Genomic DNA, 16,011 nt, shown 5'->3' with positions numbered 1-16,011 from the left:
CCCCCTTACGCCTTCTCGATGTTTACTAAGAACGCTTTATATTCCGGCGTTTGCGAGTTTGCATCACCGACATTCGGCGTCAGAGTGTTAGCGATATAACCTTTACGCGCGACACCCTCAAAGCCCCAGTGGATTGGAATACCCACCGTTTCAACCTGCTGACCGTTTACATTCAGCGGTTTCAGACGGCGCGTTACCACAGCCACCGCGCGGATAAAACCACGCTTGCTGGAGACAGTGACACGATCGCCATTGGCAATGCCTTTCGCTGCTGCCAGCGTTTCGCTGATTTCCACAAACTGTTCCGGCTGAGCAATTGCGTTGAGCAACGCGTGCTTGGTCCAGGTGTGGAAGTGCTCGGTCAGACGATAGGTCGTACCCACATACGGGAACTGCTCTTTTTTACCCATCCGCAGCGCGTCTTGTTCATACAGACGAACAACCGGGTTAGAAACCACGTTCGGATGCAGCGGGTTAGTACCCAGCGGCGTCTCAATTGGTTCGTAGTGTTCCGGGAACGGGCCTTCCGCCATTTTGTTAATGGCAAACAGACGTCCCATCCCTTCCGGCTGCATGATAAACGGCCCGGTTGGCGTACCCGGTGCGGCATTGCCGAAGTCCGGAATATCGTTACCCGTCCACTTGCTGCCGTTCCACTGGATCAGCATCCGTTTCGGATCCCACGGTTTACCGTTGATATCCGCCGAAGCACGGTTGTAGAGTACGCGACGGTTGAGCGGCCACGCCCAGGCCCATCCCAGCGTATTCCCCAGACCGGACGGGTCGGAGTTATCGCGGTTAGCCATCTGGTTGCCCTGCTCTGTCCAGCTACCAGTGTAGATCCAGCAAGAAGATGCGGTTGTACCGTCATCACGCAGATGCGCAAAGCTACTCAGCAACTGACCTTTCTTCGCAATCAGCACCCCATTAGCGTCATAGAGATCTTCCAGCGCATAGCCGTTGTTCTCTTTTGCCACTTCGTCAGACTGCGGCTCGTGCGGCTGCTTGTAGTTCCAGCTCATCTTCATCAGCGGTTCTACACCTTTACCACCTTCGGCCTGGTACAGCTCGCGCAGATGATGGTAGATGCCCGCCAGAATTTCGCCGTCGTTACGCGCTTCGCCCGGTGCGTCCTGACCTTTCCAGTGCCACTGCAACCAGCGGCCGGAGTTGGCGATAGAACCATCTTCTTCAGCAAAGCAGGTCGAAGGCAGACGGAATACTTCAGTCTGAATAGACGCCGGATCGACATCGTTCGACTCGCCGTGGTTCTGCCAGAAAGTAGAGGTTTCAGTCACCAGCGGATCGATAACCACCATGTACTTCAGCTTGCTCAGGCAGCTCACCACTTTGTTTTTGTCCGGGAAGGACGCAACCGGGTTAAAGCCCTGGCAGAAATAACCGGTGACTTTGCCTTCGTCCATCATGTTGAAATACTTGATGACGTCGTAGGTCTGATCCCACTTTGGCAGCCAGTCGTAGCCCCAGTTGTTCTCTTTCTGCGCGGCATCGCCGTAGAAAGATTTCATCAGGCTAACGAAGAACTTCGGATAGTTGCTCCAGTAGTTCACCTGATCGGCCAGCGTCGCTTTCGGCGTATTCGCTTCCAGATACGACTGCAAATCAACCTGTTTTTCTGACGGCAGCGTCAGATAACCCGGCAGGCTGGTAGAGAGCAGGCCTAAGTCAGTCAGGCCCTGAATGTTGGAGTGACCACGCAATGCGTTCACGCCGCCACCGGCCATACCCATGTTACCGAGCAGCAACTGGATCATCGCCATAGTACGGATGTTCTGCGCACCCACGGTGTGCTGCGTCCAGCCCAGCGCGTAGAGGAAGGTGGTTGTGCGATCCGGCGCGCTGGTGGAGGCTAGCACTTCACACACTTTCAGGAAGTCGGCTTTTGGCGTACCGCAGATGTTTTCAACAACGTCCGGTGTGTAGCGGGAAACGTGCTCTTTCAGCAGGTTCCACACACAGCGCGGATGAGTCAGTGTTTCATCGCGTTTCGCATAGCCGTTTTCATCGAACTGATAGTTCCAGGACGACTTATCGTACTGGCGTTTTTCAGCGTCATAGCCACTGAACAGGCCATCTTCGAAAGCAAAATCATCACGCACCAGCAGGCTGGCGTTGGTGTAATGCTTAACGTATTCGGCGTTGATTTTGTTATTTTCGATCAGGTAGCGCAAAACGCCAGACAGGAACGTAATGTCCGTACCGGAACGAATAGGTGCGTAAATATCCGCTACAGAAGCGGTACGCGTAAAACGGGGATCGACAACGATCAAGGTTGCATCGTTGTTGTTTTTCGCTTCCATCGCCCAGCGGAAACCGACGGGATGTGCTTCAGCAGCGTTACCGCCCATCACCATTACGACATTAGCGTTTTTGATATCCACCCAGTGGTTGGTCATCGCACCGCGACCAAATGTTGGAGCAAGACTTGCTACCGTTGGTCCGTGTCAGACGCGCGCCTGGTTGTCTACCGCCAGCATCCCGAGGGAGCGGGCAAATTTTTGAGTCAGCATCCCGGTTTCGTTGCTGGCACCGGAGGCACACAGCATACCGGTAGAAAGCCAACGGTTTACCGTTACGCCCTGCTCGTTCTTTTCAATAAAGTTGGCATCACGGTCAGCTTTCATCAGCTTCGCAATACGGGAGAATGCTTCATCCCAGCTAATGCGCTGCCATTTGTCAGAACCTGGCGCACGATATTCCGGGTAGCGCAGACGGTTTTCGCTGTTGACGTAATCCAGCAAACCGGCCCCTTTCGGGCATAACGCACCACGGCTTACCGGATGATCCGGGTCACCTTCAATGTGATAAATCGCTTCTCTGGCGTTTTTCGCGCCATCACCCAGGCTATACATCAATAGCCCGCAACCTACGGAACAGTATGTGCAGGTGTTACGGATCTCTTTCGCGCGTAATAATTTGTAGTTTCGCGCCTGAGCCAGTGCTTGCTTCGGGGCAAAGCCCAATGCTGCTACTGTTGTTCCCGCCATACCGCCCGCGCAGATTTTAAAAAATTGTCTGCGACTGACGTCCATTGCTTTCCTCTTTTTTCAGGGGTATTACTGCGCGAGGAAACTAACAGTAAAATTCTGAATCTTTTTGCGCGAAATCAAAAAGAACACCTGTTTGCCACAAAATAATCCGCCTGCGCAAATTGACCTACCTCAATGGCGGTAGAAAAACACACCACTGCCTGACAGCCTGGTTAAAAAAATGCTATAAATTTCAGCTTAATTTTTAACGGCAAGAGAGACTAAACAGCGAGCATGACACGACAAAAAGCAACGCTCATAGGGCTAATAGCGATCGTCCTGTGGAGCACGATGGTAGGATTGATTCGCGGCGTCAGTGAGGGGCTCGGCCCGGTCGGTGGCGCAGCTGCTATCTATTCATTAAGCGGGCTGCTGTTAATTTTCACGGTTGGCTTTCCGCGCATTCGGCAGATCCCGAAAGGTTATTTACTTGCGGGGAGTTTCTTATTCGTCAGCTATGAAATCTGTCTGGCACTTTCCTTAGGGTATGCAGCAACCCGCCATCAGGCAATTGAAGTGGGCATGGTGAACTATTTATGGCCCAGTCTGACGATACTTTTTGCCATTCTGTTTAATGGCCAGAAAACCAACTGGCTGATTGTACCAGGATTATTATTAGCCCTTGGTGGCGTCTGCTGGGTATTAGGAGGTGAAAATGGCCTCAAGCCGGATGAAATTATCAACAATATCACTACCAGCCCGTTGAGTTATTGCCTGGCTTTTATTGGTGCTTTTATCTGGGCCGCTTATTGCACGGTCACCAATAAATATGCCCGTGGATTTAACGGTATTACCGTTTTCGTCCTGCTGACGGGAGCAAGTTTGTGGGTTTACTATTTTTTAACGCCGCAACCGGAGATGGTATTTAGCACGCCCGTCATTATAAAACTTATCTCAGCGGCATTTACTTTAGGATTTGCTTACGCGGCGTGGAACGTCGGCATTTTACATGGCAATGTCACCATTATGGCGGTAGGTTCGTATTTTACGCCTGTGCTTTCGTCGGCGCTTGCTGCGGTACTGCTTAGTGCTCCGCTATCGTTCTCTTTCTGGCAAGGCGCATTGATGGTCTGCGGCGGTTCCCTGCTCTGCTGGCTGGCAACGCGTCAACGATAAGCAAAGGCTACGACAATAAAGCCACGATTCATACGGCAACAAACACGTTTGCCGTATGTTAGTTTAAAAATAAGTAAAAAATATGATGCATCATTGTTACATTCAGTAACACATATCCATTCAGATAATCAGCTTTCTCCCCCCGCAGTTTCGCTTTGTTATCTATTCTTTCAATCAGCACTTCACTCTATTTACTCTTAATTCTAATAACGGACCATTGCGTCCAATGCCCTGCCTTGTCTTTTTTTCATTAACAATGTGTGCATGTGAGGAAGAATATGGCACTACAAAATGAGAAAAATAATCGTTACCTTTTACGCGACTGGAAGCCAGAAAATCCGGCATTCTGGGAAAATAAAGGAAAACACATTGCCCGAAGAAACCTCTGGATATCAGTAAGTTGTTTACTCCTTGCCTTCTGTGTCTGGATGTTATTTAGCGCAGTTGCCGTTAATCTCAATAAAATCGGCTTTAATTTCACTACCGATCAGCTTTTTTTATTAACCGCCTTACCTTCCGTTTCCGGTGCATTATTGCGTGTTCCCTACTCCTTTATGGTGCCTATATTCGGCGGACGCCGTTGGACGGTTTTTAGTACCGCGATTCTGATTATTCCTTGCGTCTGGCTCGGTATTGCTGTGCAAAATCCGAATACTCCTTTTGGGACATTTATTGTTATTGCTTTGCTCTGTGGTTTTGCTGGCGCGAACTTTGCTTCGAGTATGGGAAATATCAGTTTTTTCTTCCCGAAAGCCAAACAAGGCAGTGCATTAGGGATTAATGGCGGGTTGGGGAATTTAGGCGTCAGCGTGATGCAACTGGTTGCGCCGCTGGTGATTTTTGTACCGGTATTTGCTTTTCTTGGCGTCAATGGCGTACCGCAGGCCGATGGTTCTGTGATGTCGCTGGCGAACGCCGCATGGATTTGGGTACCGCTACTGGCGATTGCCACTATCGCCGCCTGGTCAGGGATGAATGATATTGCCAGTTCACGTGCGTCAATTGCTGACCAGTTGCCCGTTTTGCAACGGTTGCATCTGTGGCTGCTGAGTCTGCTCTATCTCGCTACCTTTGGCTCGTTTATCGGTTTTTCCGCCGGATTTGCCATGCTGGCAAAAACACAGTTCCCGGATGTGAATATTCTGCGCCTGGCGTTCTTTGGCCCGTTTATCGGTGCCATCGCGCGGTCGGTGGGTGGTGCTATTTCCGATAAATTCGGCGGCGTGCGGGTGACGTTGATCAACTTCATTTTTATGGCGATTTTCAGCGCCCTGCTGTTCCTCACCCTACCTGGCACGGGTTCCGGCAATTTCATCGCATTTTACGCTGTGTTTATGGGGTTATTCCTTACCGCTGGTTTGGGAAGTGGTTCTACTTTCCAGATGATCGCTGTCATCTTTCGCCAGATAACGGTTTATCGCGTCAAGATGAAAGGCGGCAGCGATGAACAGGCCCAGCGAGAAGCAATCACTGAAACGGCGGCGGCGCTGGGCTTTATTTCGGCCATCGGCGCGGTGGGCGGCTTCTTTATTCCACAAGCATTTGGCATGTCGCTGAATATGACCGGCTCGCCAGTGGGCGCGATGAAAGTGTTTTTAATCTTTTACATCATCTGTGTGCTGCTGACCTGGCTGGTTTATGGTCGGCGGAAGTTCAGCCAAAAATAAGAGATCGATGCCAGATTCGTCTTATCAGGCTACAACCGTGTCGCATCCGACAAGGCATCAGATCCCAAATCATTCCTGGAGCAGGAGTCAAGTCATGAGTAAACTTTTGGATCGCTTTCGCTACTTCAAACAAAAGGGCGAAACCTTTGCCGATGGTCACGGACAGGTGATGCATAGCAACCGCGACTGGGAAGATAGCTATCGCCAGCGTTGGCAATTCGACAAAATCGTGCGTTCCACCCACGGCGTTAACTGCACTGGCTCCTGTAGCTGGAAAATCTACGTTAAAAATGGCCTGGTGACCTGGGAAATCCAGCAGACCGACTACCCACGAACCCGCCCTGACCTGCCCAATCATGAACCCCGCGGATGCCCACGTGGCGCAAGTTACTCCTGGTATCTTTACAGCGCTAACCGCCTGAAATACCCGCTAATTCGTAAACGACTGATTGAACTGTGGCGCGAAGCCCTTAAACAGCACAACGATCCAGTACTGGCGTGGGCATCGATTATGAACGATCCGCAAAAGTGCCTGAGCTACAAGCAGGTACGTGGGCGCGGCGGCTTTATCCGCTCCAACTGGCAGGAACTAAACCAGCTGATTGCCGCCGCTAACGTCTGGACCATCAAAACTTACGGTCCGGATCGCGTTGCCGGATTCTCACCGATTCCAGCCATGTCGATGGTATCTTACGCCGCCGGAACGCGTTATCTGTCGCTGCTTGGCGGCACCTGTTTAAGTTTCTACGACTGGTATTGCGACCTGCCGCCCGCCTCGCCAATGACCTGGGGCGAGCAAACCGACGTGCCAGAATCTGCCGACTGGTATAACTCCAGCTACATCATCGCCTGGGGATCTAACGTACCGCAGACGCGCACGCCAGACGCTCACTTCTTTACTGAAGTGCGCTACAAAGGCACCAAAACTATCGCCATTACCCCTGACTACTCGGAAGTGGCAAAACTGTGCGACCAGTGGCTGGCGCCAAAGCAAGGCACTGATAGCGCGCTGGCGATGGCAATGGGCCATGTGATTTTAAAAGAGTTTCATCTCGATAATCCCAGCGACTACTTTATCAACTACTGCCGCCGCTACAGCGACATGCCGATGCTGGTAATGCTGGAACCACGTGAAGATGGCAGCTACGTTCCCGGGCGCATGATCCGCGCGTCTGACCTGGTGGATGGACTGGGCGAAAGCAACAATCCGCAGTGGAAAACCGTGGCGGTTAATACCGCAGGTGAACTGGTGGTGCCGAACGGTTCGATTGGTTTTCGCTGGGGAGAAAAAGGCAAATGGAATCTGGAATCCATTGCCGCCGGTACGGAAACCGAATTGTCGTTAACCCTGCTCGGTCAACACGACATCGTTGCAGGCGTGGCCTTCCCCTACTTTGGCGGCATTGAAAATCCGCACTTTCGCAGCGTAAAACACGATCCGGTACTGGTGCGTCAATTACCCGTTAAAAACCTGACATTAGCCGATGGCAGTGTCTGTCCGGTGGTCAGCGTTTATGATTTGGTACTGGCGAATTACGGCCTCGATCGCGGGCTGGAAGATGAAAGCAGCGCGAAAGATTACGCTGAAATCAAACCGTACACCCCAGCCTGGGGTGAGCAAATTACCGGCGTACCGCGCCAGTATATTGAAACCATCGCCCGCGAATTTGCTGATACCGCCCATAAAACGCATGGGCGCTCGATGATTATCCTCGGTGCTGGCGTCAACCACTGGTATCACATGGACATGAACTACCGCGGGATGATCAATATGCTGATCTTCTGCGGTTGTGTCGGGCAAAGCGGCGGCGGCTGGGCGCACTATGTCGGTCAGGAAAAACTGCGCCCGCAAACCGGCTGGTTGCCGCTGGCCTTTGCGCTCGACTGGAACCGTCCACCGCGCCAGATGAACAGCACCTCGTTTTTCTACAATCACTCCAGCCAGTGGCGCTATGAAAAAGTCACCGCGCAGGAATTGCTCTCACCGCTGGCCGACGCCAGTAAATACAGCGGTCATCTGGTTGATTTCAACGTTCGCGCCGAGCGCATGGGCTGGCTACCTTCTGCGCCGCAACTGGGGCGTAACCCGCTATCCCTGAAAGCCGAAGCCGACAAGGCCGGATTATCACCCGCCGAATTTACCGCCCAGGCACTGAAGTCAGGCGAGTTACGCATGGCCTGCGAACAGCCGGACAACGGCAGCAACCATCCGCGTAACCTGTTTGTCTGGCGTTCTAACCTGCTTGGCTCGTCCGGCAAGGGCCACGAGTATATGCAGAAGTATCTGCTGGGTACGGAAAGTGGCATTCAGGGGGAAGAACTTGGACCGACGGAGGGAATCCAACCGGAAGAAGTTGAGTGGCAAACTGCAGCGATTGAAGGCAAGCTCGACCTGCTGGTGACGCTCGACTTCCGTATGTCCAGCACCTGTCTTTTCTCCGATATTGTTCTGCCTACCGCCACCTGGTACGAAAAAGACGATATGAATACTTCGGATATGCATCCGTTTATTCATCCACTTTCTGCGGCGGTCGATCCGGCCTGGGAATCACGCAGCGACTGGGAAATCTACAAAGGTATCGCCAAAGCCTTTTCGCAAGTGTGCGTGGGACATCTCGGCAAAGAAACGGATGTTGTGCTGCAACCGTTGTTACACGACTCTCCGGCAGAGCTCTCCCAGCCGTGTGAAGTGCTCGACTGGCGCAAAGGCGAATGCGATCTGATCCCTGGCAAAACTGCCCCCAATATTGTGGCGGTGGAACGCGACTACCCTGCTACCTATGAACGCTTTACCTCGCTCGGGCCACTGATGGACAAACTTGGCAACGGCGGTAAAGGGATTTCGTGGAATACCCAGGATGAAATCGATTTCCTCGGTAAACTCAATTACACCAAGCGTGATGGCCCGGCACAGGGACGTCCGCTGATTGACACCGCCATTGATGCGTCAGAAGTGATTCTGGCGCTGGCACCGGAAACCAACGGCCATGTGGCGGTCAAAGCGTGGCAGGCGCTGGGCGAAATCACTGGACGCGAACATACCCATCTGGCGCTGCACAAAGAGGACGAGAAGATTCGCTTTCGCGATATTCAGGCGCAGCCACGTAAAATTATCTCCAGCCCCACATGGTCCGGTCTCGAAAGCGATCACGTCTCCTACAACGCCGGATACACCAACGTTCATGAATTAATTCCGTGGCGCACGCTGTCGGGCCGTCAGCAGCTGTATCAGGATCATCCGTGGATGCGTGCTTTTGGTGAAAGCCTGGTGGCTTATCGCCCGCCTATCGACACCCGCAGCGTCAGTGAAATGCGCCAGATCCCGCCAAACGGCTTCCCGGAAAAAGCACTTAACTTCCTGACGCCGCATCAGAAATGGGGCATTCACTCAACCTACAGTGAAAACCTGCTGATGCTGACGCTCTCTCGCGGTGGACCGATTGTCTGGATCAGCGAAACCGATGCCCGGGAACTGACCATTGTCGATAACGACTGGGTGGAAGTGTTTAACGCCAACGGCGCGCTGACAGCCCGCGCGGTAGTCAGCCAGCGCGTACCGCCGGGCATGACCATGATGTATCACGCTCAGGAACGCATTATGAATATCCCCGGCTCGGAAGTGACCGGAATGCGCGGCGGCATTCATAACTCGGTCACCCGAGTTTGCCCGAAACCGACGCATATGATTGGCGGTTACGCGCAGCTGGCCTGGGGCTTCAACTACTACGGCACCGTCGGCTCGAACCGCGACGAATTTATCATGATCCGCAAGATGAAGAACGTTAACTGGCTGGATGATGAAGGTCGCGATCAGGTACAGGAGGCGAAAAAATGAAAATCCGTTCGCAAGTCGGCATGGTGCTTAACCTCGACAAATGTATCGGCTGCCATACCTGTTCGGTGACCTGCAAAAACGTCTGGACCGGTCGCGAAGGCATGGAGTACGCATGGTTTAACAACGTCGAAACCAAACCGGGCATTGGTTACCCGAAAAACTGGGAAGATCAGGAAGAGTGGCAAGGCGGCTGGGTCCGCGATGTCAACGGTAAGATCCGTCCGCGTCTGGGCAGCAAGATGGGGGTAATAACCAAAATTTTCGCCAACCCGGTGGTGCCGCAGATTGACGATTACTACGAACCTTTCACCTTCGACTACGAACATTTGCATAGCGCGCCAGAAGGTAAACATATTCCCACCGCCCGCCCGCGTTCGCTGATTGACGGTAAGCGGATGGACAAAGTGATCTGGGGGCCAAACTGGGAAGAACTGCTGGGCGGCGAGTTCGAAAAACGCGCCCGCGACCGCAACTTCGAAGCCATGCAAAAGGAGATGTACGGGCAGTTTGAAAACACCTTCATGATGTATCTGCCGCGTCTGTGCGAACACTGCCTCAACCCCAGCTGCGTGGCGACCTGCCCCAGCGGCGCTATCTACAAACGCGAAGAAGATGGCATTGTGCTGATCGATCAGGATAAATGCCGTGGCTGGCGTTTGTGCATTAGCGGTTGTCCGTACAAAAAAATCTACTTCAACTGGAAAAGCGGCAAGTCAGAAAAATGTATCTTCTGTTACCCGCGAATTGAGTCAGGCCAACCAACCGTGTGCTCAGAAACCTGCGTGGGTCGCATCCGGTATCTGGGCGTGCTGCTTTACGACGCCGACCGCATTGAGGAAGCGGCGAGCACCGAGCGCGAAGTTGATCTCTATGAGCGCCAGTGCGAAGTGTTCCTCGATCCGCACGATCCCTCGGTGATCGAGGAAGCCCTGAAACAAGGTATTCCACAAAATGTGATTGAAGCTGCCCAGCGTTCACCTGTCTACAAAATGGCGATGGACTGGAAACTGGCGCTACCGTTGCACCCTGAATATCGCACCCTGCCGATGGTCTGGTACGTTCCTCCGTTGTCGCCGATTCAGTCCTACGCTGATGCGGGCGGTTTGCCGAAAAGCGAAGGCGTGCTCCCCGCCATCGAAAGCCTGCGTATTCCGGTGCAATACCTCGCCAATATGTTGAGTGCCGGCGATACCGGCCCGGTACTGCGGGCGCTAAAAAGGATGATGGCGATGCGCCACTATATGCGCTCACAAACCGTGGAAGGCGTTACTGATACCCGCGCCATCGACGAAGTGGGTTTGAGCGTCGCTCAGGTCGAAGATATGTATCGCTATCTCGCTATCGCCAACTATGAAGATCGTTTTGTCATTCCGACCAGTCATCGTGAAATGGCGGGCGACGCTTTCGCAGAACGTAACGGCTGCGGCTTTACTTTTGGCGACGGTTGCCACGGCTCGGACAGCAAATTTAACCTGTTCAATAGTAGCCGAATTGATGCCATCGACATTACCGAAGTACGCAATAAAGCGGAGGGCGAATAATGCAGATCCTCAAAGTGATCGGCCTGTTGATGGAGTATCCGGACGAGCTGTTATGGGAAAGCAAGGAGGATGCGCTGGCGTTGATCCGCCGCGACGCGCCGATGCTTGCGGATTTCACCAACAACCTGCTTAACGCGCCGCTGCTGGATAAACAGGCCGAATGGTGCGAAGTGTTTGACCGTGGACGTACCACATCGCTGCTGCTGTTCGAACATGTTCATGCCGAGTCCCGCGATCGAGGCCAGGCAATGGTGAACCTGCTGGCGGAGTATGAAAAGGTCGGTCTGCAACTGGATTGTCGGGAACTGCCTGATTATCTGCCGCTGTATCTGGAGTATTTAAGCGTACTGCCGGACGATCAGGCGAAAGAAGGGTTACTCAACGTTGCGCCGATCCTCGCTCTGCTTGGCGGACGTTTAAAACAACGCGAGGCACCGTGGTATTCGTTGTTTGACGCCCTACTGCATCTGGCGGGAAGTACGCTTTCAAGTGACAGTGTCACTAAACAGATTCGCAGCGAAGAGCGCGATGACACCCGCCAGGCGCTGGATGCGGTGTGGGAAGAGGAACAGGTGAAGTTTATTGAAGATAACGCCACGGCGTGTGACAGCTCGCCACTTAATCAATATCAGCGACGCTTTAGCCAGGATGTCGCGCCGCAGTATGTCGACATCAGTGCGGGAGGTGGGAAATGATTCAGTATCTGAACGTCTTTTTTTACGATATCTACCCGTACTTGTGTGGCACGGTTTTTATCCTTGGAAGCTGGCTGCGCTACGATTACGGGCAGTATAGCTGGCGCGCCGCCTCTAGCCAGATGCTGGATAAACGCGGGATGGTGCTGTGGTCGAACTTGTTCCATATCGGCATTCTGGGGATCTTCTTCGGTCATCTGTTTGGCATGTTAACGCCGCACTGGATGTACGCGTGGTTTCTGCCGGTGGCGGTAAAACAACAGATGGCGATGGTGCTCGGTGGTATTTGCGGTGTATTAACGTTGATTGGCGGTGCGGGGCTGCTGGTACGTCGTTTAACAAATCCGCGTATCAGGGCGACGTCTTCTGGTGCGGATATCCTGATCCTCGCCATTTTGTTAATTCAGTGCATTCTTGGGTTAACCACCATTCCCTTTTCAGCACAACATCCGGACGGCAGTGAAATGATGAAGCTGGTGGGATGGGCGCAAAGCATCGTCACTTTCCAGGGCGGCGCATCGACGCATCTTGATGGCGTAGCTTATATCTTTCGCGTTCATCTGGTATTGGGAATGACCATCTTCCTGCTCTTCCCGTTCACCCGACTGGTGCATGTGTGGAGCGCGCCGTTTGAGTACTTTACTCGTCGCTATCAGATTGTGCGTTCGCGGCGTTAATCATCACCCTGGCCGGATAGCCCTTCGCTCTCCGGCCAGTTGCAGGCTATGATAGTTCTCCAGCCACAGGAGAACGTTAATGAAACCGCAGGTTTACCACGTCGATGCTTTTACCTCTCAACCGTTTCGCGGCAATTCTGCCGGTGTTGTTTTCCCTGCCGATAATCTCAGTGAAGCGCAAATGCAACTTATCGCCCGCGAGTTAGGCCATTCGGAAACTGCGTTTCTGCTGCACAGTGACGACAGCGATGTGCGCATTCGCTACTTTACGCCAACGGTTGAAGTGCCGATTTGCGGTCACGCGACCGTGGCAGCACATTATGTACGTTCGAAGGTATTAGGTTTGGGAAATTGCACGGTCTGGCAAACGTCGCTGGCAGGAAAACACCGCGTGACTATCGAAAAGCACAACGATGATTATCGTATTTCGTTGGAACAAGGTTCTCCTGGCTTTGAGCCACCGCTGGAAGGTGAAACACGTGCGGCGATTATCAACGCGCTTCATCTCACTGAAGACGATATTCTGCCAGGCTTGCCAATTCAGGTCGCAACAACAGGACACTCAAAAGTGATGATTCCGCTGAAACCAGAGGTGGATATCGACGCCCTTTCGCCTGACCTTGCTGCGCTGACCGCTATCAGCAAACAGATTGGCTGCAATGGTTTCTTTCCCTTCCAGATCCGTCCAGGCAAAAACGAAACCGATGGTCGCATGTTCTCGCCTGCGATTGGTATTGTGGAAGATCCGGTGACCGGCAATGCCAATGGTCCGATGGGTGCATGGTTGGTACATCACAACGTATTGCCCCACGATGGCAGCATGTTGCGTGTTAAAGGCCATCAGGGGCGTGCTCTGGGGCGTGACGGCGTGATTGATGTGACGGTGACAATTCGCGATAACCAGCCGGAGAAAGTGACTATTTCTGGTACAGCGGTGATTTTATTTCATGCCGAGTGGGCAATTGAACTCTGAAACCGTTGCAATAGATGGCAGAAAAACAAATTGCCTGATGCGCTTCGCTTATCAGGTCTACAACCGCCGGATAAGGCGTTTACGCCGCATCCGGCACTCTGGCACAAACTATTTCCCCGCCTCCGGATGTGTATCAAACGCTGCCATCACCAACGCTAACTCATCCACAGTAAATCCATGTTTCGCATCATCCACGCCCAGTCCAAACTGCTCCTGCATCACCGTATACAACGACACCACATCCGGTAGATTTAGCTGCTCCACTGCATGTCCATTTTCATAATGGGTGAAATGAAAATTGGTCAGTGTCAGCTTGCCACCGTCCGGCAAATGGCGGCACATTAACAAATGATGGCGAAAATGCGATTGCGGCCAGTGCGCCGACCAGAAATTACCCATCACATAATCGCTTTGTTGCTGCTCGCAGAGATCAAAACGGTACATCGACTGCCAGTGCTGATGATGATTAAACTGCAACACCCAGTCGTCCCCTTCCTGTAACAGCCGATATTCGCCATGTGGCGTTGTTTGCGCGATATCCGGCACTAAACGGATTGGCGCGGTCAGCGTCTGACCACCAAAACCAACGTCGGCAATCCATTGTTCACCTTCCAGTTCTACTAACAACAGACGGTGCGTGCGCGGCGGTAATGATGGCGGATTAGATAACACTACGCGCCCTAACAGACTGCGCACATGAAAACCCAGCTCGCGTAAAACCCGCTCAAACACGCCATTCTGTTCAAAGCAATAACCGCCACGCCGGGCGAACACCAATTTCTCTTCCAGAGATTGATCATCAAGCTGCATTTCCCTCGGCAGCAGAACATCAAGATTTTCAAATGGAATGGTGCAATTGTGTTTCAAGTGTAATGCACGAAGCGTATCGATATTGACCGCAGCAGCTCCCGACCAGTTAATGCGGGCAAAATAATGATTCAGAATGGGCGTCATCAGGCGTTTCCGTTAGTGGTTTTATCCAGTGCGCCATAAAACCCCGTCCTTCAGGGTGGGGATATAAGGCGCGGTTTTCCACCTAACCAGGTGTTTGCTGTTGTTCAATGTATTGGCGGATGACGGATATTGGCGCACATCCGCAGCTACTGGCAAAATAACCGGGACTCCACAAAACGCCTTTGTGGTAATACCTGACTGCAATATCTGGTCGATCTCGTCGCAGTAATCTACTCGATACGCCTTTGAGGCTGTTTACCAGACTGGATATCGCCAGCTTGGGTGGATAGTTAATTAACAAATGGACGTGATCTTGTTCGCCATCCATTTCAACCGGTTCAGCTTCAAAATCAGCACATACATTTGAAAAGTAAGTGCGTAGTTTTTCTGTCGCGTCATGGTCAAAAATCTGGCGTCTGTATTTGGTTAGACAAAGACCAGGTGAACGTGCATCAGGAAAACACAGTGCCTTCCGCGTCGGATATCGGTTTCTTTTTTCATAGACCAAAGTATAGTTTGCCCTGTGAAGCGACTACAAGCATTTAAATTCCAGTTAAGACCCGGTGGTCAACAGGAGCGTGAAATGAGGTGCTTCGCAGGCGCATGTCGTTTCGTTTTCAATCGTGCTCTGGCGCTTCAGAATGAGAATCATGAGGCCGGTAATAAATACATCCCTTACGCGAAAATGGCTTCCTGGTTGGTTGAGTGGAAAAATGCCACTGAAACACAATGGATTAAAGATGCCCCATCACAGCCATTGCAACAGTCACTGAAAGACCTTGAGCGAGCCTACAAAAATTTCTTCCAGAAGCGTGCGGCTTTTCCCCGATTCTAAAAGCGGGGACAGAATGACGCATTCCGCTACCCGCAGGGCGTTAAGCTCGATCAGGAAAACAGCCGTATTTTTCTGCCGAAACTTGGCTGGATGCGCTACCGGAACAGTCGTCAGGTCACGGGTGTTGTAAAAAATGTCACAGTCAGCCAGTCCTGCGGTAAGTGGTACACCGTATCGTAAATATCCGCAGGGACTACCTTCACAAAGTCACAACGACCGTCAGCAAAAACCACGCAATGATAGTCATTGAAAATTTGAAGGTCAGCAATATGTCAAAGTCAGCAGCGGGTACGGTCAGCCAGCCGGGGCGCAATGTCCGGGCAAAATCAGGTTTAAACCGTTCGATACTGGATCAGGGCTGGTATGAAATGCGCCGCCAGCTTGAGTACAAGCAGCTCTGGCGTGGCGGTCAGGTGCTTGCTGTTCCGCCAGTGTACACAAGCCAGCGTTGCGCGTGCTGTGGTCATACAGCGAAAGAAAACCGCCTGTCACAAAGTAAATTCAGATGCCAGGTATGTGGATATACAGTGAACGCCGATGTAAACGGCGCTCGTAACATTTTAGCTGCGGGACACGCCGTTCTTGCCTGTGGAGGGATGGTGCAGTCAGGCCGCCCGTTGAAGCAGGAACCCACCGAAATGATTCAGGCGACAGCCTGAACGTAGCAG

9 protein-coding genes and 2 pseudogenes are annotated in these 16,011 nt (G+C 52.4%); 8 read left to right on the top strand and 3 right to left on the bottom strand.

Going from position 1 to position 16,011, the window contains the following annotated elements:
• Window positions 1-5: 5 nt before the first annotated feature.
• Entirely contained in the window at window positions 6-3,053 is a 3,048-nt protein-coding gene (gene fdnG, locus FEK43_RS03800) for a formate dehydrogenase-N subunit alpha (RefSeq protein ID WP_077786070.1), read from the bottom strand.
• 231 nt (window positions 3,054-3,284) lie between these two features.
• Between fdnG and yddG the strand changes: the two genes are divergently transcribed.
• From yddG to FEK43_RS03765, 7 genes are all read left to right on the top strand, one after another.
• Entirely contained in the window at window positions 3,285-4,166 is an 882-nt protein-coding gene (gene yddG, locus FEK43_RS03795; protein ID WP_130210507.1) for an aromatic amino acid efflux DMT transporter YddG, read from the top strand.
• A gap of 278 nt (window positions 4,167-4,444) precedes the next feature.
• Window positions 4,445-5,833 carry a nitrate/nitrite transporter NarU gene (narU, locus tag FEK43_RS03790; protein WP_135406583.1) on the top strand — a complete coding sequence of 463 codons (1,389 nt, stop codon included), beginning with the start codon at window positions 4,445-4,447 and terminating at the stop codon, window positions 5,831-5,833.
• A gap of 94 nt (window positions 5,834-5,927) precedes the next feature.
• Entirely contained in the window at window positions 5,928-9,668 is a 3,741-nt protein-coding gene (gene narZ, locus FEK43_RS03785) for a nitrate reductase Z subunit alpha (RefSeq protein ID WP_135406580.1), read from the top strand.
• On the top strand, window positions 9,665-11,209 hold the full coding sequence (gene narH, locus FEK43_RS03780; protein WP_130210513.1) for a nitrate reductase subunit beta: 1,545 nt from the start codon (window positions 9,665-9,667) through the stop codon (window positions 11,207-11,209). The genes narZ and narH overlap by 4 nt, the downstream gene beginning before the upstream one ends.
• Entirely contained in the window at window positions 11,209-11,904 is a 696-nt protein-coding gene (gene narW / locus FEK43_RS03775) for a nitrate reductase molybdenum cofactor assembly chaperone (RefSeq protein ID WP_135406578.1), read from the top strand. The genes narH and narW overlap by 1 nt, the downstream gene beginning before the upstream one ends.
• Window positions 11,901-12,581, top strand: a complete 681-nt coding sequence (narI, locus tag FEK43_RS03770; RefSeq protein WP_130210515.1) for a respiratory nitrate reductase subunit gamma — start codon at window positions 11,901-11,903, stop codon at window positions 12,579-12,581. The genes narW and narI overlap by 4 nt, the downstream gene beginning before the upstream one ends.
• Before the next feature lie 79 nt (window positions 12,582-12,660).
• Window positions 12,661-13,554, top strand: a complete 894-nt coding sequence (locus tag FEK43_RS03765) for a PhzF family isomerase (RefSeq protein ID WP_135406575.1) — start codon at window positions 12,661-12,663, stop codon at window positions 13,552-13,554.
• 108 nt (window positions 13,555-13,662) lie between these two features.
• On the opposite strand, the gene nhoA is transcribed toward FEK43_RS03765, so the two are convergent.
• Both nhoA and tnpA read right to left on the bottom strand, forming a co-directional pair.
• The gene (gene nhoA / locus FEK43_RS03760) at window positions 13,663-14,508 is read right to left on the bottom strand and encodes an N-hydroxyarylamine O-acetyltransferase (RefSeq protein WP_135406573.1); all 846 of its coding nucleotides are present in this window, start codon (window positions 14,506-14,508) and stop codon (window positions 13,663-13,665) included.
• Window positions 14,509-14,590: 82 nt separating this feature from the next.
• Window positions 14,591-15,009, bottom strand: a pseudogene (tnpA, locus tag FEK43_RS03755) (IS200/IS605 family transposase).
• Between the two features lie 22 nt (window positions 15,010-15,031).
• Here tnpA and FEK43_RS03750 point away from each other — a divergent pair.
• Window positions 15,032-16,002: pseudogene (locus tag FEK43_RS03750) on the top strand (transposase).
• Window positions 16,003-16,011 lie beyond the last annotated feature (9 nt).

The organism is Escherichia sp. E2562 (genome assembly GCF_005781075.1).
Classification (GTDB): domain Bacteria; phylum Pseudomonadota; class Gammaproteobacteria; order Enterobacterales; family Enterobacteriaceae; genus Escherichia.
This window is presented reverse-complemented; position numbering and strand designations above follow the sequence as displayed.